Raw genomic sequence first — 25,354 nt, forward strand, 5'->3', positions numbered from 1 at the left:
GAAATCTGGCCGATATGTAATGGATTATAAGTCGCGTCGAGATGACGGCGCAGACCCGCGCGCTGGCGTGACATCGCGTGACGGCGCGACCGTGGACGCGCGTCGCACGAACTCCAAGAATGACGCCCCCGTTCGCGCGCCAACCTCAGTTCACAGGCTGACAGGCGATCGGCAGCTTGAGCGTGAACTCACTGCCTTGCCCCGGACCTGCACTCGCTGCCGAAACCGCCCCGCCGTGAGCTTGAGCAATCGCGTTCACAACCGCAAGACCAATGCCGAGGCCGCCCGCGCTGAAGGCGATCGTTCGGCTCGATTGCGCGAACAGCTCGAAAATGTGCGGCAACAGAATGGGCGAAATCCCCGACCCATCGTCGCTAATTTTGATCACTACATTGTTGCCCTCGGCAAGCACGGTCATGCGTATATTGCCGCGCGCCGGCGTGTATTTCACCGCGTTATGCAAGAGGTTGCTGACGGCCTGCGTCAAACGCACGGGGTCACCCTCAACGCGCAAGGTCCGGTCTGGAATCGACACGCTAAAAGCCTGATTTTTCGCCGTGGCGGCCGCAGCCGTGATCTCGCAACTGTCAGCGAGAAGCGTGGCAATCTCCAGATCGACTTTGTTGAGCCGGAGCGCGCCCCGATCGACGCGGGTTGCATCCATCAAATCCTGTGCGAGCCGCGCGATTCCATTGACCTGCCGATCGATCATATCGATCAGCCGGAGTATCTCCGGACGCTCGGCCGAGGCGCTGCGGATCAATTCGCTCGCCATCCGCAGTGGCGTCAACGGACCGCGCAACTCGTGCGCCACCATCGCCAGGATCTCATTGCTCAATGGCGGCGCTTCGACAGGTTGCTCCGTCGCGTACGCACCCGTCAGGAAACCATCGGCAGAAGCACGGCAAGCGGGCTTCATCATCGCATCGGTCACGACCAGACAGTTCAATGCGGAACCACCCGAAGACAATTCGGTGGACGCCAGATGTGCTGACATGTTGATCCCCATTTCGCGGCCCATTGGGCAACGAAGAGCAAAGCGAGATGCGTGTCGGCCGAGTGTTCAGGGAAAGCAGCAAGGCTGCTTGCAACGCACCGGCACCGCGCGGTTCGCTAGTGCCTGCCTCGCCTGACACGATTCAGGAATCCAGGCGGCGGGCAGGTTGAAAAGACAGCATCGCAAATGCGGTTCGGTAAGTCTGTACGGTGGCGGTCAGATCGGCAAGAGCGACCGATTGACACGAAATCCGGTCGAGCCCTACAAGGGAAAGACACCTGGCGATCCCTCGTGATCGTCAGCGAGTGCGCCCCTGTCGGGCTGCACGGGCGTGTCTGCGACGATCAACATGCATTGTGCGTTCGAACATAGACAGCCGTCTGTACGTTGTCGTACCGCATTTCCCTGCGTGGGCGCGTAGCTTATTGGTTCGAGGGGCGTGCGTGAAACCGCGAACGCAGCATCGGTCACGTATCGGATGTCATCTACGACGACGCCGACTGCGATTCGCTATCTGGTCGTGCAGACCCACAATGGGCGGTCTGGCGGCAAAGCCAAATACTTCCAACGGACTGGGGCGCCACGCGGACCGCGGCTCTCGTCGAATCCGAGCAGCACCGGATCGATTGGAAGCGAAAAGCTTTAAAAGCACCAAAGGCAGGAGCAGGTCATGAGGCAAAACATTCAGAAGTTATATCAAGCCCGCATCCATACATTCACTCCCGAATGCCTGGAACTGCAGGACGGCACATTTGATTTTCATCTACGGCATGCGGTGGAAGGCACGCTTCCTTCAGCGGACAAGCACTACGAGGTCGGCATTTTTTCGACGAGCGAGGAAGGCTTTACGGCCGCACTTGCCTATGGCGACAAATACATTGCGGAACATAAATTCGGCATGTAGCCACGCCGACGCTTATCGGTGAACCGCAAGCCTTAACCAGCACGGACGACACCCGGTTTGGCTGTCATCCAATCAGACGGACGGCGCTATGGCAGAAAGAATCATTTCAAGCGCGACACACGACGCGTACATGACCGTCAAGGATCATATAGCCGATGGCTGGGTGGCAAGTGTACGTATCGTTCCGAAGGGCTCATCGAAGGGCAGCGAGCGCATCGAACTCGACACTGTCTTCGAACGTGAAGATCTCGCGTGGGAATCCGTCGAGACGCTAGCGCGTGCCGAGCTCAACAATCTGAAGTAGCGCGCCGCCGCACTTCCAGACCTCGGTGGGCACGACGCAACGCCCGGTGCCTCGTGCAAAAGCTGATCGATGTCAAACTTCTGCTGGGTTCCGACCGGCTGTTACGCTGCGGGTGTGCAGGCCGGGGCCAGCGGAATAAACTGTCGGAAGAAAGGCGCCATCGTCGACGGCAAGGTCCACGCCGCGGCGCTTTGAGCACGGACAATCCAACCCCACGGCGGGGCTCGCCGTTCTGGCGAATTCCTGGAGGCCGACATGTATCAACGCATTCTGGTAGCGATCGACGGCAGCGAGACGTCCGAACATGCATTCGCCAGCGCGCTGCAACTCGCTCGCGACAACGGCGCACAGCTGCAGCCACTCTACGTGATCGACAACCCATTAATGCCATACGACGCGTCCGGCTACGATCCGACCATCTTGCGCGACGCCTGCATGCAGGAAGGCCAGCGGTTGCTCGCGGATGCACTGGCGCGGATGAAGCATGAGAACGTGGCCGGCGAGCCGAGGATCGTCGATGTCGCACCGATCGGCGAAGACATCGCGGAACGGATCCGCATCTCGGCCAACGAATTCAATGCGGACCTGCTGGTGCTAGGCACGCACGGGCGGCGGGGATTCAAGCGCATGGTTCTCGGCAGCGTGGCCGAACGCGTCGTGCGCGGTGCGCACCTGCCAGTGTTGCTGGTGCCGAGCCGGCAAGCGCAAACAGCCGTCGCGCCGACCGCCAAACGCGGACACGCCGACGTCGCCGCGGCGATGTACGAATTGCGCCGCTAGCCGCGGCGCAGTCACCGCGACAGGCCAGGACCGCACGGCCCTCTATTGCGTCTCGACCCGTGAGTACTCCGCACCCCGACAACGGGTGCGGACGCCTCGCCGGCAATCCTATGCGAAGGCTCACTTCGGGCTACGAATCGTCATAAACGGCAAAAGCGTCTGCGTTTTGCGGCAGTCGGAGCGGGGTCTGACCGTTGCGGCTGCAACCTTTGTAAACGAAAGCGTGCTTGCAGCGACCGAAAGGTATACAGTCAGTGTACGGGTCGCGTTCGGCGTCCCTCGTTCTGGAATGACCATGCGATCACAAATCAAAGTTGCACCACGTACGAGCGGCGCGATGAGCGAATATGCCCTGTCTCGTCAGGCACAAGCACTTCTGCTCGAACAGGCGGATCGGGCACGCGCGGAACAACGCCGCATCAATGACGCGCGCATTGATTCCAACGCGAGCAAGTGGCGCTATTCAGTGGCGTTGGCGGGGAGTTGATCCCGAACAGCCAAAGTTGAGGAGGGAAAGATGACCACAGCCACGTGGGGCGTTCTAGTCGGGATGATGTTCATCGTCACCGTATCCCATTACCGGTATCGGCAAGTTTTAGTGAGAAAGTAGAACGCAGGTTGACTGAATAAGAATGAGATGGTCGGCGAAATAAGACCGCGTTCTGCAGTAAGGCTCTGTGCGCGCAGCGGCGGAGGGACCGGTCCCGACATTGGCCGAAACATCAGTATTGCGGAGACTCTCCTCCATACAAAGGACCGATGTGTCGCACCATCAGCTTGAACAAGATCTCGTTCATCTCGAACACATATTGCCGCAACTCGTTGCCAATAGTGCGCTCGGCATGGTCTATTGGCGCCAGCGTATTACCGCCCTCGAAACCGCGCAGTCATCGCTTCCCGATGGCGCCCGCAGAGTGACTCGCCTGCTGTCGATGATCAACCAGATAGACGACGCGACGCGCCGGTCCTGAAGACAGCGTACGCAGTCTTTGTACCGATAGCGCTGCACTCAACGACCCGCCTGTCCGCGAACTGAATGCCCCTCAAAGAGTTGGCGGCAACGTGCCAAGTTGCCGGAACACGGATAGCCAATTCATCGGCGGGCAAAGGTCATCTCCAACACTCCTGACGAATGTTCGTTAAAGCGTCGATCGACGACACTACACGATACGAATGCTTTCCTGACGGCCAGTATGTGCTGCGTTGAAGATACTCGCTCGCTCAACCGCCCTGAAATAGATGTGCATGGCACCCAAAAGACAAGCGCGGAAGAAAGAAGGTATTCTTCCTGATCGACATGCCGCCTTGAGCCGGGAATGAACGCATGATAATGATGTGACAGAGAATGAGAAGGCGCCGAATGCGATATGAAACATCGGAAACGGGTATTAACGTCGCAATGCCATACGAACAAAACGCGCTTATAGGAATTGAACGCCAAAGCCTCGATGAAGTTTCATAAACTGCCTGGGCGGTATAAGATCTGTGAAAATCGTGAACTTCAACTGTGTCGCGCAGTGGTGCGCCTCATCCTGGTGAGGTAAGGCTAAATGGCCGCGCGAAGCGGTACAACAGCCAACCTGCTTCAGTCATTCGAACCAAAGATTCCCGCTTGCCTCGGGCAGGCGATCGCGCAGTCGCAACCGCATTCGCTGTACTGCTGTCGGAATTCGCAACGATCCATTCATACCCAACCCGATGCCCAACGACATCCCAGAGCCGCAAGCCATTTGTAACGACGTCACCCGCAGCGCGATCTTTATCGTCGCGACGATCGAAGCCGGCAACGACCATGCAGAAAAGGTGCGCGCATGGTGCGGCGACATCGCCGCTCTCGCGCGCTCTGTCGGCAAGCGGGTTCCCGCCGGTAATCTGTCGTGCGTGTGCGCCTTCGCCTCCGACGCGTGGGACGCCCTCTTCGGCGCCCCACGGCCCGCCTCGCTGCATCCGTTCCGGGAGTTCGGCTCGGGTGAGCGCCGGGCGGTAGGCACGGCGGGCGACGTGCTGCTGCATATTCGCGCCGACCACATGGATCTCTGTTTCGAGCTCGCCACGCAGCTACTGGGTGCACTCGGCGACGCAGTCACCGTGATCGACGAAGTTCACGGTTTTCGCTACTTCGATATGCGCGCCATGGTGGGGTTCGTCGACGGCACGGAAAACCCGACGGGTCGCGCCGCCAATGAATTTACCTTGATCGGTGACGAAGATCCGGAGTTCGAGGGCGGCAGTTATGTCGTCGTGCAGAAATACCTGCACGACATGACAGGCTGGAACGCCCTTTCCGTCGAGACTCAGGAACGCATTATCGGCCGCACGAAACTGTCCGACATCGAACTGGACGAAGCGGTGAAACCGTCCTGCTCGCACAGCTCGCTCACCACCCTCACCGAGAACGGCAAGGAGGTGAAGATACTGCGTGACAACATGCCGTTCGGCAAACCCGGTTCAGGCGAGTTCGGCACCTACTTTATCGGCTATGCCCGCTCGCCCGCGCCGATCGAACAGATGCTGGAAAACATGTTCGTTGGGCGGCCGCCGGGCAATTACGATCGGCTACTCGACTATAGCCGAGCCGTGACGGGCGGCCTCTTCTTCGTCCCGTCGGCTACCCTGCTCGAGGAACTCGCGGACCGCGATCCACACACCGCCGCTGCTGCCGGTGTGGAACAGCAGACCGATATGTCATCGTCCGCAGAGCCGCATGAAGCCGGCTCATTGAACATTGGCTCTCTCAAGGGAACGTCCCAATATGAATAACCTGCATCGCGAGCTGGCCCCAATCTCCCGTGCTGCCTGGTCGCAGATCGAAGATGAAGTGGCGCGCACCTTCAGGCGCAGCGTCGCCGGCCGTCGCGTGGTCGACGTCAAGGGTCCCGGCGGCACCGAACTGTCGGGCGTCGGCACCGGGCATCAGATCGCGATCGCCGCGCCGCAGCAGGGCGTCGTGGCGAAACTGGCGGAGGTCAAGAGCCTCGTCGAGTTGACCGTGCCGTTTGAATTGCAGCGCGAGGCAATCGACAGTGTCGTGCGCGGCGCGAAAGATGCTGACTGGCAGCCCGCGAAAGAAGCGGCAAAACAACTCGCCTACGCCGAAGACCGCGCGATTTTCGACGGCTATCAGGCTGCGGGTATCGGCGGGATTCGCGATGGCTCGTCCAATCCGCCGCTCGCCCTGCCGGCCGATGTTAGCGACTATCCGAACGCCATTAGCAACGCGCTCGAACAACTGCGGCTCGCCGGCGTGGATGGCCCCTATTCCGTGCTGCTCGGCGCCGATGCGTACACCGCATTGGGCGAGGCACGCGACCAGGGTTATCCGGTTATCGAGCACATCAAGCGGATTGTGAATGGCGACATCATCTGGGCGCCCGCGCTCGCCGGCGGCAGCGTGCTGTCCACACGCGGCGGCGACTTCGAGTTACACCTCGGCGAAGATCTGTCTATCGGCTACACGAGCCATACGGACACCGTGGTGCGACTTTATCTGCGCGAAACACTGACATTTTTGATGTTGACGAGCGAAGCATCGGTTTCAGTGACGCAGGTGGAATAGGCGGTGGAATAAGCGGTGGAACGAGCGGATTGAGCGTCTCGATGTTCCGGTAAGGTAATGGCTTCGCCCGGCTGAATGCCGTTCTGGTCCGGCATTCAGCGCCTTCCTCTGCGCAGTGAGGCAATCACGGCATGGTTAGCGTAACGAACCCGGAATCCGTCCATGCACTCCATGAACGGGCTGCGTAGAAGGGAATATTGATTTTCCAGTGGAAAGCATTGGCGGATCGACCCGACACGTATCACCGGAACGCCGTCACTTGCCGGTTTCGCGCCGACTCTGTTCCTCGACAGTGAAAATAGCTTCCGGCGTGACTTCAAGCCGAGCTTTCGGTATCGGCAAACCGCTCCCGTCGGAAAGACCGTAGGTGCCCTCCTTGATCTTCTGCAACGCGCGCTCGATGTCCGCGATGCGGTGGTCGTTCACGTCACGCAGCGCCTGGTTGACCTCTTTCTGGGCCATCGACTGCGCTTCGTCCTCGTACTCCTCCGCTTCATCGCCATGCTGCTCCTGCGTTGCCTGCTCGTCGGCGAGCGTGTTCTCCTCCCCGCCCAGCAGTTCCCGGCGAAGCGCCTCGAGGCGCTCGCGCTGCTGCGCGATGAACCCCTCACTCAACTCACCCTGTTGCTCCGCCATGATTCTCTCCCTTGCGTCGATTCGCTTTGCACGCGGTAGCGTGAAGCGTCACTCACCCAACTCCCGAAATGCGTGGCCATTCAGCTTCTCGTCTTGAAGTCTACGAGCAAGTCATGCCCAAGTGAAGCCGGGCTTCGCCGATGAGAGCGATCGACGGCATACGCGCAGTGCGTTGCCGTTCAGGCTGACTATCCTGCTGTCGACAGGATGGAATTGCGGCATGATGGCTCTTCTGAGAAGCATGCGCGCTGAATGCAGGCGGATGTCGATCGCGAACGCTGCAAAGGAGAAAGCGATGCCAACATGCACAGTTTCTTACGGCGAGTTTGAAATCGTGGTGCGGCCTGAACTTAACGAGCGCGGCGCGTGGGTTGCGAGTGTGAGCGTCAGTCGAGGCGCGGGAGCCGCAATCTATGACCGTCCTATGACGACCCAACCGGAATGGCTGACTGAAGAGGAAGCCACGAGGGACGGCGTCGAATGGGCTTACCGGTTCGTCGATCAAGACCTGAATGCGCGGCAACCCCACTCCACCGTTGCCGAGCGCTCCCGAGCGGAAACCTGGTTCCGTGACGTCGAGCAATCGCGCAGTGCCAAACCTACCACGTAGCAACCACAGCGACGGAACATCGCGCCCGGTAGCCTTGCGTAGCGAGCGCGGGATCAGGCCGGCGTGCCCAGGGATAGCCCTGACTTTTCCGCCAATTCGCCCCGACGTGTCTTGATTCGACTGCAGGATGGCGGTTTCGCGCGCTATGGCAGTGTATTGCGTCGACAATACACGGTGTTACGCTCAGGAAAGCAGCCTTCGCGGCAGTGAGCCGCCGTTCAGCGGCAAAATCAGCAGCTATCAGAACATACCGCGAAGCGCGATTGCCTACGAGAGGCGAAACATCGCTGCGGGAGCGACTGCGATGCAAATCAAAACATATACCGTACTGACGCTAGTGGTGTGCAGCAGTGCTGCCTTCGCATGGCAGCCGCTCACCTATCCGATCCGAAGTCAAAGCCCTTACCAGCGCAGTATCGACAACGCAACGTGTTACGCGGCGGCGAACAAGCAGACCAAGGTCAACATCACCCGGGAACCGCAGATTCCGCCACGCAAGCCGGCTGCCACCAAGACCTCGTCGACGGGTGTGCCGTCGCGACCGCCATTGCCCTCCAGCAGTTTTTCGAGCGCGCCGATTGGCGCCAGCATGCCGGCTGCGGCCACCGCAACAGGCGCAAGCGCGCCCGCCGCGACCACGGCTGCTGCGGCGCCGACCAAAGGTGCTTCGGCGCCCAAGGCGGCGAGCGCTCCGCTGGCGGGAACCACGACCACGGCGACATCGGCGACATCGGCGACATCGGCGACAAGTGCGGAAAACGGCGCCTCGGAAACGGCGGCTGCTAGTGCGGCCCAGGTGGCTGCGGCATCCGGTGTGAAGCTGCCGCCTCTGCCTGCGCCCGAGCCGCCAATGACACAGTATTGGGCCGCGTATGGCGCGTGCATGCAAGCGCGGGGTTACGTAGTCGCACAGTAACCTTGCTTGCAAGCCTCGTTACGGTGCCTTGTTTTTCTGATTGTGGCGCCGGCATTCGACGCCCCTTTGCGACACGGCGATGCTTAGCGACTTGACCTCCGATCAGCACGATCCATCCCGATGCGGACACTGCGGTGTCCCGCTAGCCGGTCGCTTCACGCCTTGTCCTTCGTGTCATCAGTGGCCGCACGAGTCGCTCGCCGCGCGCGCTGCCCCGCGTCCTTCCCTGCAAGTCCCGTTACACGAGCCGCTGAACGACTCACAGCCGCTGGTGGACAGCCGGCTGCCCATCCGCAAGATCCGGAGTCCGTCCTCGCGCGCGCTGGTCAATCCTTATGAGTTCGTCGAGGAACCCGTCGTCGCGGTGCCTATATATCAACGGTTGCGCCAGCCACTTGTGCTGGCCGCGTCGGTGCTGGCGGTGACGTCCGCGGTGTATCTGGGTTTCATCCGTAGCAACGACTCGAAGGTCGGCACGCCTATCGCGGTCTCCGGCAAGGTGCAGACACAGCGTGTCGCGCCGCTTGCCGTCTTGCCCCAGAAGTCCGCGCCCGCGGGCGCTCAGCGATCCGCGACCGCCCCGCCTCAGAAACCCGCGACCATCCTCGCGCAGAAACCCGTTGCCGCTGCCCCGCAGAAGCCGGTGGCCGCTCTCGCGCAGAAACCCGTTGTGGCTCTCCCGCAGCAGCCTGTTGCCGCCCCCGCGCAGCAGCCCGTTGCCCCTCTCCCGCAGAAGCCCGTGGCGACCGTGGCCGCACAGAAACCTACGACGGTCGCCGCGCTTCGACCCGCGCCGGCGCGTTCGCCACCGATTCCGCCACCGGCCGCTTCCCCGCCGCTCGCGCGCCGCGTCGCATCCGTTGACCCCGGCGCGAAAAGCGATTCGGGCGGCCAGTCAGGCAAGCCACCGGATAAGGCACGCGCGGACGTGTCCCGGCATCTGCGCGCCGCGCGCGCCAATCTTCAGGAGAACAATTTATCGGCAACCAGAGCGCGCCTCGCGGCGGCGATTGCCGCGCAACCGGATAATCGCGACGCGTTGAATATACGCTCCACGCTGAGCGCGCGCGAACAGCAACGCGATGCGTTACTGAGTCTCGCGCGAGGCTGCGGATATATCGCCCGATGGACGTGCGTCTCGCACAACGCCGGCACCGCGCTGCAGATCGATTCCAGCAGCAAGGAAGCCCAACGTCTTGTCACGCTTGCGCAGCGCCAGACCGAACTCCAGATGCCCCCGGCCGCGGAGCCCGCGCCCGAGCCGGCACCCGACACACGCGACCTGACCAGCCATCACTGATGGCACGGTCAGTTGCAAGCCGGTCATGAACCAAAGCCGACGAGCGCTTGCGGGTGTCGCGCCCTAACGGGCCGAGACGGCAAGACTCACCTGACGCGCGATCGCGCGATAGCGGTCGGCGGTATCCCTGAGCGTCAAGCCGGTCAGCGAACGTTGCGCCCGCTCCTGCCCCAACGCGGCAATCACTGCCTCGGCGTAGCACTGCACATTGTCCGTATCGATCAGCTGGACACCCGGAAAGCCGTTCGCGAAGGCGAAGGCCGGAATCTTGCTCGCCACGATCGGCACGCCGGAGGCCAGCGCCTCGAGAAATGCCACACTGTGCGCCTCGGATTGCGACGGCATGACGAACACGTTCGACTCGGAGAGCACACTGGCGACGTCAGTGCGCGGGCCCGCGACCACGACGCATTCCGCAATGCCAAGCGTTTTCGCCAGCGCAATGACCGCGCGCTGATAGTCCGGGTCTTCGACCACGCCGTACAGCACGAGACGCGCGTCTTTCCCCCGCCTGAGCACTTCGCTGAAAGCCCGCAGCGTCGCCAGTTGATTCTTCACTGCCGCGTACCGGCCGATCTGCACCACCTGCGCCGTGCGGCCGTCCCGCTCCGCGCCGTCAGTGAACGAAAAGCGTTCGAGGTCCACGCCGTTCGGCACCACGGTCATGGAAGGATGCGGCCCGATGGCCTGCACGTAGTCCGTCACGCCCTGCTCGGAAACGCCGATCACCACACGCGCGCGCGCCGAGAGGATATGCTCGACGCGCCTGAACAGCGGGCGCTCGAAGTCGTTGGTCGCCGAATGCATGACATACACCACCGGCACGCGCAGCGGCAACGCACGCGCGTAGAACGACGGAATGGTCGCGTGCGCAAAAATCACATCCGGGCGAAAGCGCCGCACCGCGGCGAACAGATGGCATAGCTTGACGAGCGCACGATGCCGCCGCTGCGGAAATACGCACTCCACGCCATGGCGCTCCAATTCGTCCTGCAGCGGCGCGAATTCCGCATGCGCCGGCAACAGCGAAGCCACGCACACCGCCATGCCCTCGGCGCACTGGTCGAGCGCGAGGTCCTTGGCCAGGACTTCGGCTCCCGACAGGCGCGGTGCAAGGACCAGATGAAATACGCGCATCATGAGGTCCTCGTCGTCAATGTCCTGAACAGCATCCATGCGGCGGCGCAGCCGAGGCCGAGCGTCATGGACCAGGCAATGCCCGTCACACCCCACCAGTGAACGGCGGGAGGCGCGCTCAGCAGCAGCACCACGACCTGGATCGCCGACGCGTGCACGGTGGCTTTCGCGTCGCCCACCGCGCGCAGATAAGCCACCAGTACCGCGATCAACGCACCGATCGCCATGTTGATCACGAGAATTCTGAAGAGCGGCACCGCCGGCAGCCACGCCGCGCCGAGAACCAGCGAGAAGAGCGGCTCGGCGACCAGCCTCAGCAGCGCGACGAAAGCAGTGAGCCCGATTGCGACCACCAGCAGATAGATCTTGATGACGCGCGCCGCCGACTGCGGATTGCGCCGGTAATGCGCCGCGAACGTGGGGAACAGGTATTGCGACATGGCGATCGCGGCGTCCGCGAGCAGCATCTGTGCGAGCCGCGACGACATCTGATAGCTGCCCAGTTGCGCCGGCCCGAGCAGCTTGCCGACCACCACCTTGTCGAACTGGTTGAGCAGCAGGTTGATCACGCTGCTGGCCCAGATCCATCGGCTGAAGCCGACATAGTGGCCGATGCCCGACCACACGGCGCGGATCGGCGGCCGCGGTTTCATGGTCGCCCAGGTCAGCGTGCTCTTCAGGCTTTCGCCCGCCACGAGGCCGAGCAGCACGGAGGCAGCGCCCGCGCCGAAATACGCGAGCACGAGCCCGACCGAACAATCGACGAACGCCGCCGCCACCTCCACCCCGGCGATGTGCTGGAACCGCCGCTCACGCTGCACGACGTAATAAGCGGGCGAAGCTAGCCCGCGCAGCAAAGGCAGCAGCGCGGCGAGCTGGATCAGCACCAGCGAGCCGTTCAGATGAAACTGGTCGCTCAGCAACGGGGCGAGCGCGACCAGCAGCAGCGAGATAAGCACGCCTCGCGCCGTCAATGTCGTCCACAGCGCGCCGAGTTGCGAGCGCGACGGCGGATGTTCGCCTTGAATGACCGCTTGCGCCAGCCCGGTGTCGGACAACGCCTCGGCAATCGCCACCGCGAGCAAAGCCACGCTCACGCTGCCGATCGCCGCCGGCCCGAGCATCCGTCCGATCGCAAGAAATTTGATCGCTACAAGTCCACGCACAGCGAACTGTTGTAGCAGGACCCACGTCGCCGCACTCGCGCCGAAGCTGCCCGCCATCGAGAACGCCGGAAGCCTGATCGCCCGCAAGCTATTTCTCCGTCGAATCGCAGCGCCGGTGAATCGGCCACGCACAGCGATTTCACGCATCGCTGCGAACGCCGCCGGCGCATTATTAGTTAGATTGCACCAGCAAGCTGGCGAAGTTTTTCATCGAATTCCATGCACGACCATACCGCGAGAGAATCGCCGACAACCGCCATCAGCTAGGCTGGTTCCGCCGCGGCCAACACCCCCTAGTACGTTAACCAACAAAGCGGGTCAAATTAGTGCTTCTACCCATTCCGGCGGTGCTAACGTTGCTCAGCCGACGCCGCTCAGGAACAGGCGCACGAGCACTTTTTCACCCAACGTAAATGGCTGCCGACGCAATGGAACAAGACTACGTCCTGATTGTGGAACCGAATCTGACCGGGCACCGCTGGCGCTATGTCGAGTGGACCATGCAGGCCTGCGCGGAGGCCGGCTATCCGTGCATGCTCGTCACCGAATGCGCCAACGAAGACCACCGGCTCGCGCGGCAAATCACCGCCGCCAACCGCCCGGACCAGCAGATCGCTTTCGTCGATCCCGAGGAGCGGCCGCGCAGCCGCCTGCGCGAGCCCAACGAATACTGGCGCTTTCACCGCTACTTCAAGCGCGTGTACACGATCATCAGCCGCATGCAGTCCATCCGTCTCGTGGTGGTGCCTTACGTCGATTACTTCTTTTATTCGCTGCCGTTTCTCGGCTCGCCATTCGGCGACACCCCGTGGATCGGCATCACGATGCGCGCGACGTTTCATCACCACAAGGTCGGCATCAAGGCGCCCGATCGTCCGCTCGTCAATGCGGTCAAGTCGCAGCTATTCAAGCGCGCGGTCCGCACCACCGGCCTGCGCACGCTGCTGACGATCGACCCCACGCTGCCCGAATGGGCGGCCCATAACGCGTGGAAACACAGCGCGGCCATCGCCTATGTGGCCGATCCCTTTCCCGATGAGCAGGCGGAGGACCCGGCGCTGGCCCGCAACCGTCTGGGGCTCGATCCCGAACAGCGCTATTTGCTGGTGTACGGCGCGATCACGGAACGCAAGGGCATCTACGAACTGGTTCACGCGCTCACGCGACTCGAACATGCACCCACGTTGATCGTCGCCGGCGAGCAGGATGCGGGCACGCGCCACTTCATGCGCAACCATGTGCGCAGCCTCAAACCCGCACCGCTGGTGCTCGACACATTCATTTCGAACGATACGGAGCGCGACCTGTTCTCCGCGTGCGACGCGGTCTGGCTCGGCTATAAGGGGCACTACGGCATGAGCGGCGTGCTGGTGCAGGCGTACCGCTTCGGCAAACCCGTCATCGCGACGGAAGACGGTTTGATCGGCTGGTTCAGCCGGCGTTGCGAATTGGGGCCGATCCTGAGCGACCTGAGTTCCGCGTCGATCGGCCGTGCGATCACCGAGACGATGACCTCCTGGCCGCACGCGCCTGAAACCGTACCTGGCGCCCGCGAGGATCTGTTGTCACGGCATACGCTCGGGCAGTTCAAGCAGACCTTGCTGCAACAGATGGCCTGACCGCCCAGGCGGCTTTCAAAAAAAGCGAGGCGTCCATCATTACGATGGACGCCTCGCCATTTGCGGCATTTGCGGCATTTGCGGCATCTGTTAATTGGCCGGATACACGCGTAACCGGCCGCATTTCTCCCTGCTCAGGACAACTGGCCACCCGCCGCAGCGGCGGGCACCTGCTCGCGCACCGAACTGCTGCGCTTTTCCGGGAACAGCGCGTTGCGCATCAGCAGGAACGGGTACTCGATAGCGCGCGTAGTCACGTAGCCGATCGTAATCGCAATCGCAAACTGCGCCGCAAGCGCGACAACCCAGATGAGACTCGGCGCGAGACCCAGCGCGGTCGCTTTGCGAATCAGCATGTCGCCGGGCGCGAGCGCGAGCGAATGCCACAAGTAAATACCGTACGAATAAAGGCCGATCCACGCCACACCGCGATACAGCCACGACTGACGCAGCGACCCGGAGTACTCCAGCACCAGCACGATCAGCGCGGCGAATCCGATCGCCTGGATCGTATAGCCGATGCTTTCATCCAGCGCGAGATTCTTCGTGGCGAAGGCGAGCCATGCGCAAAGCAGGACGACGCTGAAGATCAGCAGCCACTTGCGCTTCGCGAGTTGATGGTAGACGCCGGGTTTCATCCAGTAGATCGCGGAAAGAATCACGCCGACCAGCAAACTGTCGATCCGGTATTGCGTATACGCAAAAGCCGCCTCGAGATTGCCGCCCGCCACGGCGAAACAGCGCGCGGCGAGCACTATCGCGCAGATGCCGGTGAGCACGCTGACGATCGTCCAGGCGCCGAGACGCCAGCGCGCGAACAGAAGCAGAAGCGCGGGCAGCACGAGATAGAAGTGTTCTTCGACGGCAAGGCTCCACGTCTGGGTAATCGAGGTGCCCAGATAGTTCTGCAAGTGGGTCAGGTTCTGGATCAGGAAGGAATTCCACGGGTGACGTCCGGCCAGCACATGAAAGACGATCAGCACGTAATACGCGGGCCAGATGCGGAAAATCCGCCGGATGATAAAGCGCCGTGCGTCGACATGTCCGGTCTCGGCGTACTGTCGAAGCAGCAGGCCACCCACCAGAAAACCGCTGAGCGTGAAGAACAGATTCACGCCTTCGCGGCCGAAATTCTTCAGCGGGTACTCAATAATCTGAATGAGGTAATTGCCGGTGTGAACAGCATGAAAGTGAAAGCCCATCACCATGATGATGGCGATGCCGCGCACGAAGTCCAGCTCGACTGCCCGCCCGGCTGTTGTGGGTCCCGCCCCGCCGAATAATTTCATGTTGTTCCCCCTGTCGACCAGAGTTGGCGCTTTAGCGCCTTACGCTGGTCCTACGCACATGTGAGCGAGAAGAGTTGGCGCTTTAGCGCTTTTAGCCCTACTCTGATCCCATGCAAGATGGTTGCTGTCGTCGTTCATGGGCGCGTGGCCCTTTTTGCATCTTCGGTGTCGGCAAGCGTGCGTGCGCGCCAACTTCAAGGCATTGGCCGACAAGATACGCAAGTTTGCGCGCGTCTTGCAGAGCATGCGCTTTCCGCCGACGCCAGAACCCAGGCAATGCTCGACGAATGCGGTCCAGCCAACTAACAGCGCGGGAGATTCCTTCAAAATAACCCGATGCGAGACCGTCCGCTATAGACCGACGGCGGATCGAAGGCGACGGGGAGGGATCAGTAATGCGCCATCAGTATGCAACGCCCTGGATATGGATTTTTCTGCTACCGCTTGCGTTCGACTATAAGGCGACCGACGCGAATACCGGCCACTTCGCGCAGTTCATCTTCGTCCTTCCGGCGATCGCCGCGGGCATTGCGCTCCTTCTCATCGCGCCGCGCTTTCGCGAACGCTCGCGGCTGCGCTCGGCCGTCACGTGGAGCGTGATGCTGTGTGTGTTCGGCAGCATCGTCGCGCAACTGGTTCAGGATAACGACACCGGCAACTACCTGCGCGTGCTGTTGCCATTCGTCCTCTTCATGCTGGGCTATCTCGTGGCATGTCGCCCGTGGAGCGAGTTCCGCATCGCCCAGTTCGAAAAAGCCCTGTTCGTCGCCAACGTCATCAGCCTCGTGTTCACCCTGGTCTACGGCATGGCGACCGGCGGCGGTCTCGACGACGTGCGCTTCCGCATCCTCTCCGTGACCTTGCTGGGTTTGCAAGGCGTGTTGCTCCACGAATTCATCGTGGCGAAGCGTTTTTCCTTTTTTACCGTGTCGGTGTTCGCTCTGAGCGTTGTCATCGAGCTGCTGAGCGTGACCCGCAGCGCGATGATCGGCACCGTGCTGCTGTTCCTGATCGCCATGGCGCTCAGCGCGCCGTCGATCCGGCATATCTGGCGCGCGATGAGCCGCACGATCATTATCAGTGCCGTGCTCGCCGGCGCGGCCGGCGTTGCGGCGCTGAGTTTTCCGACCGTCGCCGAACACTGGACGCAGCGCATTTTCTTCTCCGAAGAGACCCGCTCCGGCAAGGATCCGACCACCGTCACGCGTCTCGCCGAAATGCGTGACCAGTACGATCAGGTGACGGCGGAACCGGAGACGCTGCTATTCGGCGAAGGCTACGGTCACTACTATCGCTACTCACCGGTCTATCTGCCTGACCTCGCCGGTCAGATCAGCGAGAAAGACTTCTACGCGATCAGCGAGTGGGCCGCGGGACACAATTTCTGGGTCTATCAGTTCTTCGCGGGCGGCCTGCTGTTCGGCCTCGCCATGCCATTGGTCACCCTTGCGGCGCTGGCGATCTGCTTCTTCTCGTATCGGTACTGGCGCTCTGTGGTGCCCGACGCGCCCATGTTGCCGGTGCTCGGGCGCGCCATCATGCTGTTTGCCGCGTTACCGGCCACGTCGATCGGCGGCAATCCTCTCGGCCCGCGTTTTTCGGGCCTGATATTCGGCGTCGCGCTCGGTTTGATGATCGCCACTCACGCGCGCTTGCAGCGCGCGCTGCCGGCTCGCGCGCGGCGCTTGCGTCGTCCGCCGTATGTACGGGCGGAGGCAATGCCCGAGCTGCCCGGCCGGATCCAACCCGGCATGGGCCGCGCCGACCTCCCGTCCGCGCTCGGCATGTCGAGCTCAGCCGATACCGGCACCGACTCCCGCCAGTACGGCGCGCTCGTCCCGCACACGCCGCAGAGGCACCGCTCCAACCGACCCGGTATCATCCGATGAAAATCCTCCACCTGCTTGCAAGCGTCGACCCACGCGCCGGCGGTCCCGTTGAAGGCGTGCGCCGCAGCGGCGTGGCCATGCAGGAAGCCGGGCACGAGATCGAAGTGGCGACGTGCGATGCGCCCAACGAGGCCTACCTCGCGGCTTTCCCGTTCCCGGTCCACGCCTTCGGGCCGACCCGCGGCCGCTACAGCTTCAGCGAGCGCCTCGCCCCCTGGCTTGCCGCCAACGCGAAGCGCTTCGACGCGGTGATCGTCCACGGCTTGTGGCAATACCACGGCTTCGCGGCCTGGAAAGTCCTGCACAACAGCGAGGTGCCGTATTACGTGTATGTACACGGCATGCTGGACCCGTGGTTCAAAGAGGCCTATCCGCTCAAGCATCTGAAGAAGTGGCTGTACTGGCCGTGGGCCGAGTATCGCGTGTTGCGCGATGCGCGCGCCGTCATCTTCACGACGGAAGAAGAACGCACGCGAGCGCGCCAATCGTTCTGGCTGTACCGGGCGCACGAACGCATCGTGCCGTTCGGCACGGCGGTGCCGCAACTCGAAGCCGCGCCGCTGCGCGAAGCATTCCTGCAGGCTATCCCCAGCCTGCGCGGCAAGCGCATCGTGCTGTTTCTCGGCCGCGTGCATGCGAAAAAAGGCTGCGATCTGCTGATCGACGCGTTCGCGCGCATTGCCAGCCGCGATCAGACGTTGCACCTCGTCATCGCCGGTCCGGACGAAACCGGCTGGGCCACGACACTGCGCACCCAGGCGCAGGCGGCCGGTGTCGCGCATCGTGTGAGTCTGCCGGGCATGCTGCAAGGCGACCTGAAGTGGGGGGCTTTTCATGCGAGCGACGTGTTCATTTTGCCGTCGCATCAGGAGAATTTCGGCGTGGCGGTGGCTGAGGCGCTCGGCTGCGGGCTGCCGGCGCTGATCTCCGACAAGGTCAATGTGTGGCGCGAGATCGAAGCGGACGGCGCGGGGCTGGTGGCCGCGGATACGGTCGACGGTACGGAAAAGAATCTCATACGCTGGCTCGAACTCGACGACACCGCTCGCGAGGCAATGCGCGCGCAGGCGGCTCGCACATTCAATGCGCGCTTCCGGGTCGAGACCATGGTCAGCGCACTGACCGCCCTGCTCGAATCCAAGGGCCGCCACGAAGACGCGCGTGACAACACGCTCACCACGCTGCGCGAAGCAACCCAGCAAAGCCGCTGAACGCGCACGGTCAGCTACGCGGCGCGCAGTACGCGCACGCGCCTGGCTCGTGACATCGCGACACGACAGCGCACAAAGTCCCGACTTAAATTGAAAATGGCGCGCCTGAGGCGCGCCATTTCTCCTTCGTCTTCAGTGCCCGTTCACTGCTCCTTCATCAAGGGCGTCAAGGTCGATGCCGCGATCGGCAACGTATCGATCTGAGACGGCGCCTGAAGCGACATGCTGGCGCTGTTCGCGGCCTCGACGCGATTGGTGCCGACGAGATCCGGCAAATCGAGTTGCCGCTTCAGATGACCGGCAAGGCGCAGCGACAGCGCGGCAATCGTGATGGTCGGGAAATTCGCGCCGACGGTCGGAAACACCGAGCTGCCGCCAATGTACAGATTGCTCATGCCATGCACCTTGCAATCGCGATCGACCACGCCCTCGCGCGGCGAATCGTGCATGCGCGTGGTGCCCATGTGGTGCCACGTGCCTTCGAGTTTCACCGGCCACGTCCGGCCTTCGAGCGGCTCGTCGAGCGTGACGTCCGCGACGTTCGCCATCTGCAATTCCTGCGCGAGCAACTGAAAGGTCTTATCGAAAGTGCGCTGCACCTGTTCGCCGAGGCGCCACTCCACGCGTACGCGCGGCATGCCGAAATGGTCGCGCTTATCGGTCGACAACGTCACGCGGCTATCCGGATCGGGCACCGCTTCGACGATCGCCTGCAGCGTGACGTCCGTGATCAGCGCGGGCCATTGCAACAGCCGCGTCAAACCGAAGCCGACGGTATGCAGCGGGTGCGAAATCATCGTCTCGACGTCGCGCTTCAGACTGCGACCCGGCTGATCCTTGCCCATCAGCGCTTCCTTGAAACGGATCAGCGCCTCGGAACCCGCACTGCCTTCGCCGTACCATTTCGAGTAGAGCCAGACACGCGAATTCAGCAGCTTCTCCCGTTCCATCCACTCCTGCGTTGGCGCGAACTGAGACGAGATCTTCGTACCGTGCGCCGACACCGCCGCGTTCTGGTAGTGATACTTGATGTCGTACAGCTTGTTGCGCGCGACGCCCGGACGAAAGCGCACTTTGCCCGACATCATGCGCGGATGGTCCATGAAGTAGCGGCCGACCAGGTCGTTGGCATTGCCGAGGCCGGCGGCCTGCACATTGTTCGACGCGAGCAGCAGGCGCGCGTTCTCGATGCCGCCTGTGGCCAGCACGAAAATCCTCGCGGTCACCGAGATTCGGCGGCCGCTGATCGTGCCCACTTTCACCCTGGAAATCGTCGTGCCTTGTGCGTCGGCGTCGATATTGAGCACGTTTGCGTGGAGGAACACACGCACCCTCGTGGAGCGCGACAGTTCCTCGCGATACGTCTTGCCAAAGCGCACCGGCGGGCTGAACTGCGCGACGGTGTCACGCATATCGCCGGTGGCGAGCGGCAGACGGCGCACATCCTGGCGCCCGATCTCGCGCTCCCAGTAAGCGGGGTCGAAATTCTGCGGACCGAGCTTCAGCAGTTCATGCGTGCGCGCATAGTAGGGCGCCAGTTCGTCGAGACCGAACGGCCAGCCGCTGTGCGCGATCCAGTCTCGCTTTTCGAAGTCCCAGGGGTCGAGCGGGCGGCACCAGCCGCCCCAGCAGTTGCTGCTGCCGCCGAAGTACCGGCTGCGCGAGCCGTCCGCGAACGTATAGGGAAGCCCGACGTTCTCGCCGCGATACAGGTCGCGGGTCGCGTCGTCAGGCCCGAAGCCACCGCTTTCGAGCACGCAGGCGTCGATACCCGCCCTGGACATCTCGAGCGCGAGCGTAATTCCGGCAACGCCTGCACCGATGATGCAGACCGTCGTTTCAACAACCGTGTTTTGTTCAACTGTACGCGTATCGATGAACATCCCCTACTCCCGATCTTCTTCACGCATTTTTTGAGCGCGTCACGGTTCGCCGGCCACGGCCGGCAACCATGCTACGCAAACGTCGCAACCGGGCTCTGCATGCGTGCCGCCTCGGGTGCCGCTCACCATATCGCGCGACAAGCCCCTTGCGGCAGCCTACATTCCGGCACTGCGACCTCGGCCTCCTCAGCGTACGAACGCTGTGGTTCTATGTCTGTGGGTCAGGTCACGGAGTCGAACCGTTTCCTGATGAAGCGGCACGGATTTCCGCCGTACACGCCCTCGGCGTCCAGCGACCGATGCACGACCGACAAAGGCGTCACGACCGCCGAACGGCCAATCGTCACGCCCATTTGCACCACGCATTTCGACGTGATCCAGACGCCGTCCTCGATGACGATCGGCGCAACGTGCAGATCCATTGTGGTGCTCATGTCGTGTGAGCCGGCGGTGAGGAACGTGCCTTGAGAGATGCACACGTTCGAGCCGATGCGAATCAGCGTCTGGTTGTAGATCCAGACATCGACACCGAACCAGCAGTTGTCGCCCACCTCGAGATTCCACGGCGCCTTCACCCGCACCGGATGCACGAACCGGCAACCTGTGCCGATCTTCGCGCCGAACAGCCGCAGCAAGGCGACGCGCACACCGGAAAACGGCAGCAGCTTGTTGTTGATCACACAGGCTTCGAGCACGAACCAGATCAGTTCGATCAGCGCGCCGCGCCGCGCCTGATAGTTTCCTTTGCCGGCCTGCGCCAGCTCGATGACGCGACCGTCTTCGCGCACAGCATCGGCCTGCGGCATGCGGCCGATATGGGGATCGTCGGCAATGTTACCCATCAGCTTTCTCCGAACCACGAACAGTGGTAAACATACGCAGGCATGCCAGGCAAATTCTTTACATTATGTTGCGGCGCCTTGCGGGACTTTTCACTGTGGCCGTGCCGGCAAGCGTTTTGGCGGCTACACGCGTACTGGTTGGCGCACGATAGCTTTATCCCGACCGCATCTCCTTGGGGAACAAGATGAACACCTCGCTTCGACACACCGCTACCTGGATGTTTCTCGCAATCGGATCGTGCGCGATGCCGGCTTTCGCACAGAAGGCCGCACCCGAACCCGCACCCGCCGCGACCGCGGTCAACGCCTATGGTGTCAACGCACAGCTTCCCGCCAACCGGCGCGCCGCGCATCGCGACAGCGAGAAGGCGTTGCTCGGCTCGCCGAACCCCTACGGCACCGACAACGTGCAAGGCAATACCGACGACGCCCAGCGCGCCGCGCTGCTCGATACGCAACGCATGACCGTGCTGGGTGGAGGTCAGGGTGCGCAACCGGCGGTAGGCAAGGGCCAGCGCAAGGCGCCCGCCGCGGCCAACGGCCAGGTGCGCGTAGCGGGCCAGCCGGGTCGTCCGAATCCTGCGGCCAACGCGCTGGCTGCGGACGGCACCGCGAAAGCCACCTATGCCGATCCCTACACTTCGGGTAAACGCGGCGTCTACCGTTCTCCGTGGTGAAATCAGCTTCATGATGAGGCCGCGGTCCGGATCAATCCGGCGCGGCTTCCTCCGCCGTGGCCGGCTTGTGCCGGCGCGGGCCGGATCCACCTGCAGCGCGCGGGCCGACCGGAGGTGCCGCGCCTTTCGATTGTTTTCCTTCCGACTTACGCAACAGCACCGCGAGCCGTTCTTCGAAGGTGCGAATCGTCGACTCCGGCGAGAGCGCGCGCTCCGCATAATTGCGCGCGGCTTTGCCGAGCGCCGCGCGTCGTTCCGCGTCGCTGGCGAGCACCGTGATCGCCGCGGCCAGCGCCTTCACGTCGTCCGGCGGCACGACCACACCGCGTGGCGCCACGGCTTCGTAGAGCGCCGTGCCACGGCGCGCCATCGCAATGGTCGCGTGCCCGCTTGCGAACATCCCGGTGAGCTTGGAGGGCATGACGAGATCCGCCGCGTCGCCGCGTTGCGGCAGCACGTGTATATCGGCGAGATTGAGCAGTTCGTTCAGGCGCTCGACCGGTTGCAGCGGCAGGAACACGCAATTCGTCAATCCCGAGCAGCGTTCCAGCAGATGCTCTTTGGCGGCGCCGCTGCCGCAGAACACGAAGGTAAGGTCCTTGCGCGCGGCAAGCGCGACCGCCGCATCGGCGAGCGTTTCAATGCCCTGCTTCGCGCCCATGTTGCCGGAGTACAGAATCACTTTCTGTTCAGCGGGAATTCCGAGCAGACGCCGGAATTCGCTCGGCCGCCCGAGCGGGAAGATGCTCGACACGTCGACCCAGTTTGGCAGGCACACCACCTTCGATGCGTCGACGCCTTTGGCCGTCGCGCGGGCGCTCATCTGCCGCGTGATGGACGACACCGCATCGAAGCGCCGCAGCAACGCGCTTTCGATCCAGCGTGCCGTGCGGGCCGCGCGTGGGCTTTTCAGCAGGCCCAGATCGAAAGCCGCATCGACCTCGTAGTCCTGAATATGCAGCCATGCGCTTGCGCGCGTGAGGCGCGCGAGCATCAGCAAGCCCGGTGCGCACATCAAGGTCGGCGCGATCAGCATCACCGCATGGGGACGCCACAGCACGTGCCGTGCGAGCAGCGGCAACGAGGTCGCCGCGAATGTCGCCAGATGCAGCATGCGCTTCAGGCCGCTCGGCCGCGACGGCACCCACAGCGGCGCGCGCCAGATCGCCACGCCGTCGCGCGTCTCGTGCTGATAGCGCCACGACGCGTAGCCCTCTCCGACACGCCACTCCGGATAGTACGGCGGCGCGCACACCACCCGCACTTCATGTCCGCGGTTGGCCAGCAGCACGGCCATTTCCGCCGTGTACTTGCCCACCCCAGTCAGTTCAGGCGCATAGTTGATGCCGTAAATCAGTATCTTCATCGTGACTGCCAGTGCGAGTGAGGGCGTCGTGCGCGCGGCGTGGCTGGGCGATAGCGACTCAGTCGCTCAACATCAACGCACAGCCGCGGGCGATATTGGCAGCCGCCGAAGGCGGGTCGAAACGGCGAATCACATCCATGCACCGGCGCGCGGTGCCGCCCGCATCGGCGAACGCTTCCATTGCCTTGAGCATGGTGCGCTGCAGCCCGGCGACATCGCCCGCGGTAAATGCGTAGCCGCTCACCCCGTCGATCACCAGTTCCGGCACGCAGCCACAACTCTCGCTGACCACCGCCGGGCAACCATGCGCGAGCGCTTCGTTGACCACCAGTCCCCACGGTTCGCTGTAGCTCGGCAGCACCATGCAGGTCGCGCCGTAATACTCCTGCGTAAGCGGCTCGTCCTGCAGACTGCCGACGAACGTCACCGCGTCGCCGAGTTCGAGCTCGGCCACCTTCGCATGCAACGCCTCACGCATCGGGCCCGTGCCGACAATGCGCAGCTTCGCCGCCGGAACACGCCGCCGCAATCCGGCGAGCGCCTCGATCAGCGTGCCGATGCCTTTCTCTTCGGACAGACGCCCGACGAACAGAAACACCGGCTGATTGCCCGCGCGAGCGGCGACCCGCTCGACCAGCGCACGCTCCGGCGAAAACGAACCCGGCAACGCCGCTGCCTGACACGGCACGAAAATCTTCTCGCGCTTCGCACCGAGCGAGAGCAGATACTCGCGGCTGCGCTCGCCAAATCCGAAATAGCCGTCGCACAGCGAGAAAAACACGCGCTTGGGAATCGACGTCAGCAGCTTCTTGGGGCGGTCGCGCGCGGTCGAATCGCAGAACACCGCGCGCCGTTTGCCGGTCACGATGCAGGCCGCGAGCATGGCCCAATATTCCGGGCGGTGATAGCCCGGCAGCACGATCAGGTCCGACTTGGTGCGCAAGACTTCCCACGTGAGCCGCGCGATCAGCTTCATGGTCGGCACGTCTTCGTAGCAGCCGTCGAACAGCTTCTGCATCGGATAGCGGTGAAACGAATAATCGACGTCGGAAAACCCGACGCGGTCATGCTCCGTATCGGCGATCTGCACCATTGAATAGCGAATCGCGCCTGAAGCCGAAATGTTATGCAACGCGGAAAACACGACACCCTTGTGGCGCGACCACACGACGTTGTGAAAGATCGTGACTGACGCTGTCATTTTTATGCCACTCCTCGAAGATTCGTCCTGCGTGCATGGCGCGTTCCGCGCTCGCACAGCGCCCCAGCTAGTCATTTCAAAGCCGCGCTCAAGCGGCAATCCGTGCGCCTATACCTCGACGGCGGCAGCGGGTGTCGAACCGGCATGGGATTCGACGAAGTCCCGGTACGTGGACGCGATCCCCTCTTCCAGACCGATCGTTGCGCGCCAGCCCATTTGCGCGAGGCGCGAGACGTCGAGCAGCTTGCGCGGCGTGCCGTCGGGTTTCGAGGCGTCGAACACGAGTTCACCGTCGAAGCCGGCCACCTTGCAGATGCATTCGGCCAGCTCGCGAATCGACAGGTCTTCACCCACGCCGACATTGAACAGGCCTTCCGTCACGTTGTGCTCGAGCACGAACAACGTGGCCGCGGCCAGATCGTCGACGTGCAGGAATTCGCGGCGCGGCGTGCCCGAACCCCACACCGACAGCGTGGCGTCGCCGTTCACCTTCGCTTCATGAGCCTTGCGCAGAAGCGCCGGCAACACGTGGCTGCTATTCAGATCGTAGTTGTCGTTCGGACCGTACAGATTGGTCGGCATCAACGCCACGTACTGGGTGTTGTACTCGCGGTTGTAGGCTTCGCACAGCTTGACGCCGGCGATCTTCGCGATCGCATAGGCGTCGTTGGTCGGTTCGAGCGGCGAGGTCAGCAGATACTCCTCGCGGATGGGCTGCGGACATTGCTTCGGATAAATGCATGACGAACCGAAGAACACCAGCCGCCCGACCCTGGCCCGGTACGCCGCGTGGATCACGTTGGTTTCGATCACCAGGTTTTCATAGATGAACTCCCCCGGGCGCGTCGCGTTCGCGAGAATACCGCCCACGCGCGCGGCCGCGAGCAGCACCACGTCGATCTGTTCGCCTTCGAAGAAGCGATTCACGGCCGCCTGATCCGTGAGGTCGAGCTGCTGCCGCGAGCGGGTGATCACGTTCGGATACCCCTCGGCGGCAAGACGCCTGACCAGCGCGGAGCCGACCATGCCACGGTGGCCCGCGACGAAAATGCGTGCTTGTTTGTTCATCGC

The 25,354-nt window shown here is 62.7% G+C and carries 24 protein-coding genes; 14 read left to right on the forward strand and 10 right to left on the reverse strand.

Annotated elements, in window-relative coordinates:
* Positions 1–145 precede the first annotated feature (145 nt).
* Positions 146–997 carry a sensor histidine kinase gene (locus P0D71_RS14120; protein WP_408480588.1) on the reverse strand — a complete coding sequence of 284 codons (852 nt, stop codon included), beginning with the start codon at positions 995–997 and terminating at the stop codon, positions 146–148.
* Positions 998–1,667: 670 nt separating this feature from the next.
* Between P0D71_RS14120 and P0D71_RS14125 the strand changes: the two genes are divergently transcribed.
* The 7 genes from P0D71_RS14125 to P0D71_RS14155 all read left to right on the forward strand — a co-directional run bounded on the left by P0D71_RS14125 (position 1,668) and on the right by P0D71_RS14155 (position 6,541).
* Positions 1,668–1,901 (forward strand): hypothetical protein, encoded by a 234-nt coding sequence (locus tag P0D71_RS14125; protein ID WP_408480589.1) that lies wholly within the window; start codon positions 1,668–1,670, stop codon positions 1,899–1,901.
* A gap of 88 nt (positions 1,902–1,989) precedes the next feature.
* Positions 1,990–2,205, forward strand: a complete 216-nt coding sequence (locus tag P0D71_RS14130; RefSeq protein WP_408480591.1) for a hypothetical protein — start codon at positions 1,990–1,992, stop codon at positions 2,203–2,205.
* A gap of 255 nt (positions 2,206–2,460) precedes the next feature.
* Positions 2,461–2,985, forward strand: coding sequence for a universal stress protein (locus P0D71_RS14135; RefSeq protein ID WP_408480593.1), 525 nt, complete (start codon positions 2,461–2,463; stop codon positions 2,983–2,985).
* A gap of 337 nt (positions 2,986–3,322) precedes the next feature.
* On the forward strand, positions 3,323–3,472 hold the full coding sequence (locus P0D71_RS14140) for a hypothetical protein (RefSeq protein WP_408480595.1): 150 nt from the start codon (positions 3,323–3,325) through the stop codon (positions 3,470–3,472).
* 274 nt (positions 3,473–3,746) lie between these two features.
* Positions 3,747–3,956, forward strand: coding sequence for a hypothetical protein (locus P0D71_RS14145; protein ID WP_408480597.1), 210 nt, complete (start codon positions 3,747–3,749; stop codon positions 3,954–3,956).
* A 727-nt stretch (positions 3,957–4,683) separates the two neighbouring features.
* On the forward strand, positions 4,684–5,745 hold the full coding sequence (locus tag P0D71_RS14150; protein ID WP_408480599.1) for a Dyp-type peroxidase: 1,062 nt from the start codon (positions 4,684–4,686) through the stop codon (positions 5,743–5,745).
* On the forward strand, positions 5,738–6,541 hold the full coding sequence (locus tag P0D71_RS14155) for a family 1 encapsulin nanocompartment shell protein (protein WP_408480601.1): 804 nt from the start codon (positions 5,738–5,740) through the stop codon (positions 6,539–6,541). Before P0D71_RS14150 ends, P0D71_RS14155 begins: the two co-directional genes overlap by 8 nt.
* Before the next feature lie 255 nt (positions 6,542–6,796).
* On the opposite strand, the gene P0D71_RS14160 is transcribed toward P0D71_RS14155, so the two are convergent.
* Positions 6,797–7,177, reverse strand: a complete 381-nt coding sequence (locus P0D71_RS14160; RefSeq protein WP_408185923.1) for a TraR/DksA family transcriptional regulator — start codon at positions 7,175–7,177, stop codon at positions 6,797–6,799.
* A 220-nt stretch (positions 7,178–7,397) separates the two neighbouring features.
* On the opposite strand from P0D71_RS14160, the gene P0D71_RS14165 reads away from it, so the two are divergent.
* From P0D71_RS14165 to P0D71_RS14175, 3 genes are all read left to right on the forward strand, one after another.
* Positions 7,398–7,787 (forward strand): DUF6566 family protein, encoded by a 390-nt coding sequence (locus tag P0D71_RS14165; protein WP_408480603.1) that lies wholly within the window; start codon positions 7,398–7,400, stop codon positions 7,785–7,787.
* Between the two features lie 304 nt (positions 7,788–8,091).
* Positions 8,092–8,703 (forward strand): hypothetical protein, encoded by a 612-nt coding sequence (locus P0D71_RS14170; RefSeq protein WP_408480605.1) that lies wholly within the window; start codon positions 8,092–8,094, stop codon positions 8,701–8,703.
* Between the two features lie 271 nt (positions 8,704–8,974).
* On the forward strand, positions 8,975–10,003 hold the full coding sequence (locus P0D71_RS14175) for a hypothetical protein (protein ID WP_408480607.1): 1,029 nt from the start codon (positions 8,975–8,977) through the stop codon (positions 10,001–10,003).
* Positions 10,004–10,066: 63 nt separating this feature from the next.
* On the opposite strand, the gene P0D71_RS14180 is transcribed toward P0D71_RS14175, so the two are convergent.
* Both P0D71_RS14180 and P0D71_RS14185 read right to left on the reverse strand, forming a co-directional pair.
* A complete protein-coding gene (locus P0D71_RS14180) occupies positions 10,067–11,140 on the reverse strand; it encodes a glycosyltransferase family 4 protein (RefSeq protein WP_408480743.1) in 1,074 nt (357 codons plus the stop codon).
* Entirely contained in the window at positions 11,140–12,393 is a 1,254-nt protein-coding gene (locus P0D71_RS14185) for an oligosaccharide flippase family protein (RefSeq protein WP_408480609.1), read from the reverse strand. Before P0D71_RS14185 ends, P0D71_RS14180 begins: the two co-directional genes overlap by 1 nt.
* A 341-nt stretch (positions 12,394–12,734) precedes the next feature.
* Here P0D71_RS14185 and P0D71_RS14190 point away from each other — a divergent pair, with 341 nt between their 5' ends.
* The gene (locus tag P0D71_RS14190) at positions 12,735–13,925 is read left to right on the forward strand and encodes a glycosyltransferase (RefSeq protein ID WP_408480611.1); all 1,191 of its coding nucleotides are present in this window, start codon (positions 12,735–12,737) and stop codon (positions 13,923–13,925) included.
* 134 nt (positions 13,926–14,059) lie between these two features.
* On the opposite strand, the gene P0D71_RS14195 is transcribed toward P0D71_RS14190, so the two are convergent.
* A complete protein-coding gene (locus P0D71_RS14195) occupies positions 14,060–15,214 on the reverse strand; it encodes an acyltransferase family protein (protein WP_408480613.1) in 1,155 nt (384 codons plus the stop codon).
* Positions 15,215–15,609: 395 nt separating this feature from the next.
* Between P0D71_RS14195 and P0D71_RS14200 the strand changes: the two genes are divergently transcribed.
* Positions 15,610–17,103 carry a hypothetical protein gene (locus P0D71_RS14200; RefSeq protein WP_408480615.1) on the forward strand — a complete coding sequence of 498 codons (1,494 nt, stop codon included), beginning with the start codon at positions 15,610–15,612 and terminating at the stop codon, positions 17,101–17,103.
* Positions 17,100–18,314, forward strand: a complete 1,215-nt coding sequence (locus tag P0D71_RS14205) for a glycosyltransferase (RefSeq protein ID WP_408480617.1) — start codon at positions 17,100–17,102, stop codon at positions 18,312–18,314. Before P0D71_RS14200 ends, P0D71_RS14205 begins: the two co-directional genes overlap by 4 nt.
* A gap of 143 nt (positions 18,315–18,457) precedes the next feature.
* Here P0D71_RS14205 and P0D71_RS14210 read toward each other — a convergent pair whose 3' ends face one another.
* Positions 18,458–20,197, reverse strand: a complete 1,740-nt coding sequence (locus P0D71_RS14210) for an FAD-dependent oxidoreductase (RefSeq protein WP_408480619.1) — start codon at positions 20,195–20,197, stop codon at positions 18,458–18,460.
* Positions 20,198–20,418: 221 nt separating this feature from the next.
* Positions 20,419–21,039, reverse strand: coding sequence for a DapH/DapD/GlmU-related protein (locus P0D71_RS14215; protein ID WP_408480621.1), 621 nt, complete (start codon positions 21,037–21,039; stop codon positions 20,419–20,421).
* Between the two features lie 245 nt (positions 21,040–21,284).
* Here P0D71_RS14215 and P0D71_RS14220 point away from each other — a divergent pair, with 245 nt between their 5' ends.
* Complete coding sequence (locus P0D71_RS14220) at positions 21,285–21,716, forward strand: hypothetical protein (protein ID WP_408480623.1); 432 nt, start codon at positions 21,285–21,287, stop codon at positions 21,714–21,716.
* Between the two features lie 31 nt (positions 21,717–21,747).
* On the opposite strand, the gene P0D71_RS14225 is transcribed toward P0D71_RS14220, so the two are convergent.
* The 3 genes from P0D71_RS14225 to P0D71_RS14235 all read right to left on the reverse strand — a co-directional run bounded on the left by P0D71_RS14225 (position 21,748) and on the right by P0D71_RS14235 (position 25,351).
* Positions 21,748–23,082: a glycosyltransferase WbuB gene (locus P0D71_RS14225; protein WP_408480625.1), complete on the reverse strand. Its 1,335-nt coding sequence runs from the start codon at positions 23,080–23,082 to the stop codon at positions 21,748–21,750.
* 58 nt (positions 23,083–23,140) lie between these two features.
* Positions 23,141–24,283 carry a glycosyltransferase family 4 protein gene (locus tag P0D71_RS14230; protein WP_091796599.1) on the reverse strand — a complete coding sequence of 381 codons (1,143 nt, stop codon included), beginning with the start codon at positions 24,281–24,283 and terminating at the stop codon, positions 23,141–23,143.
* A 108-nt stretch (positions 24,284–24,391) separates the two neighbouring features.
* Positions 24,392–25,351, reverse strand: a complete 960-nt coding sequence (locus P0D71_RS14235; protein WP_408480627.1) for a GDP-L-fucose synthase family protein — start codon at positions 25,349–25,351, stop codon at positions 24,392–24,394.
* Between the last annotated feature and the right edge of the window lie 3 nt (positions 25,352–25,354).

This window comes from Paraburkholderia sp. RL17-383-BIF-A (assembly GCF_046028015.1).
Taxonomy (GTDB): Bacteria; Pseudomonadota; Gammaproteobacteria; order Burkholderiales; family Burkholderiaceae; genus Paraburkholderia.

Bases quoted from the DNA above. Each gene is read 5' to 3' on its own strand.
- P0D71_RS14135 (WP_408480593.1), top strand. From the start codon at position 2,461: ATGTATCAACGCATTCTGGTAGCGATCGACGGCAGCGAGACGTCCGAA.
- P0D71_RS14170 (WP_408480605.1), top strand. From the start codon at position 8,092: ATGCAAATCAAAACATATACCGTACTGACGCTAGTGGTGTGCAGCAGT.
- P0D71_RS14125 (WP_408480589.1), top strand. From the start codon at position 1,668: ATGAGGCAAAACATTCAGAAGTTATATCAAGCCCGCATCCATACATTC.
- P0D71_RS14140 (WP_408480595.1), top strand. From the start codon at position 3,323: ATGAGCGAATATGCCCTGTCTCGTCAGGCACAAGCACTTCTGCTCGAA.
- P0D71_RS14130 (WP_408480591.1), top strand. From the start codon at position 1,990: ATGGCAGAAAGAATCATTTCAAGCGCGACACACGACGCGTACATGACC.
- P0D71_RS14120 (WP_408480588.1), bottom strand. From the start codon at position 997: ATGTCAGCACATCTGGCGTCCACCGAATTGTCTTCGGGTGGTTCCGCA.
- P0D71_RS14180 (WP_408480743.1), bottom strand. From the start codon at position 11,140: ATGCGCGTATTTCATCTGGTCCTTGCACCGCGCCTGTCGGGAGCCGAA.
- P0D71_RS14205 (WP_408480617.1), top strand. From the start codon at position 17,100: ATGAAAATCCTCCACCTGCTTGCAAGCGTCGACCCACGCGCCGGCGGT.
- P0D71_RS14225 (WP_408480625.1), bottom strand. From the start codon at position 23,082: ATGAAGATACTGATTTACGGCATCAACTATGCGCCTGAACTGACTGGG.
- P0D71_RS14155 (WP_408480601.1), top strand. From the start codon at position 5,738: ATGAATAACCTGCATCGCGAGCTGGCCCCAATCTCCCGTGCTGCCTGG.
- P0D71_RS14210 (WP_408480619.1), bottom strand. From the start codon at position 20,197: ATGTTCATCGATACGCGTACAGTTGAACAAAACACGGTTGTTGAAACG.
- P0D71_RS14195 (WP_408480613.1), bottom strand. From the start codon at position 15,214: ATGAAATTATTCGGCGGGGCGGGACCCACAACAGCCGGGCGGGCAGTC.
- P0D71_RS14200 (WP_408480615.1), top strand. From the start codon at position 15,610: ATGCGCCATCAGTATGCAACGCCCTGGATATGGATTTTTCTGCTACCG.
- P0D71_RS14215 (WP_408480621.1), bottom strand. From the start codon at position 21,039: ATGGGTAACATTGCCGACGATCCCCATATCGGCCGCATGCCGCAGGCC.
- P0D71_RS14150 (WP_408480599.1), top strand. From the start codon at position 4,684: ATGCCCAACGACATCCCAGAGCCGCAAGCCATTTGTAACGACGTCACC.
- P0D71_RS14165 (WP_408480603.1), top strand. From the start codon at position 7,398: ATGATGGCTCTTCTGAGAAGCATGCGCGCTGAATGCAGGCGGATGTCG.
- P0D71_RS14160 (WP_408185923.1), bottom strand. From the start codon at position 7,177: ATGGCGGAGCAACAGGGTGAGTTGAGTGAGGGGTTCATCGCGCAGCAG.
- P0D71_RS14190 (WP_408480611.1), top strand. From the start codon at position 12,735: ATGGAACAAGACTACGTCCTGATTGTGGAACCGAATCTGACCGGGCAC.
- P0D71_RS14220 (WP_408480623.1), top strand. From the start codon at position 21,285: ATGCCGGCTTTCGCACAGAAGGCCGCACCCGAACCCGCACCCGCCGCG.
- P0D71_RS14230 (WP_091796599.1), bottom strand. From the start codon at position 24,283: ATGACAGCGTCAGTCACGATCTTTCACAACGTCGTGTGGTCGCGCCAC.
- P0D71_RS14235 (WP_408480627.1), bottom strand. From the start codon at position 25,351: ATGAACAAACAAGCACGCATTTTCGTCGCGGGCCACCGTGGCATGGTC.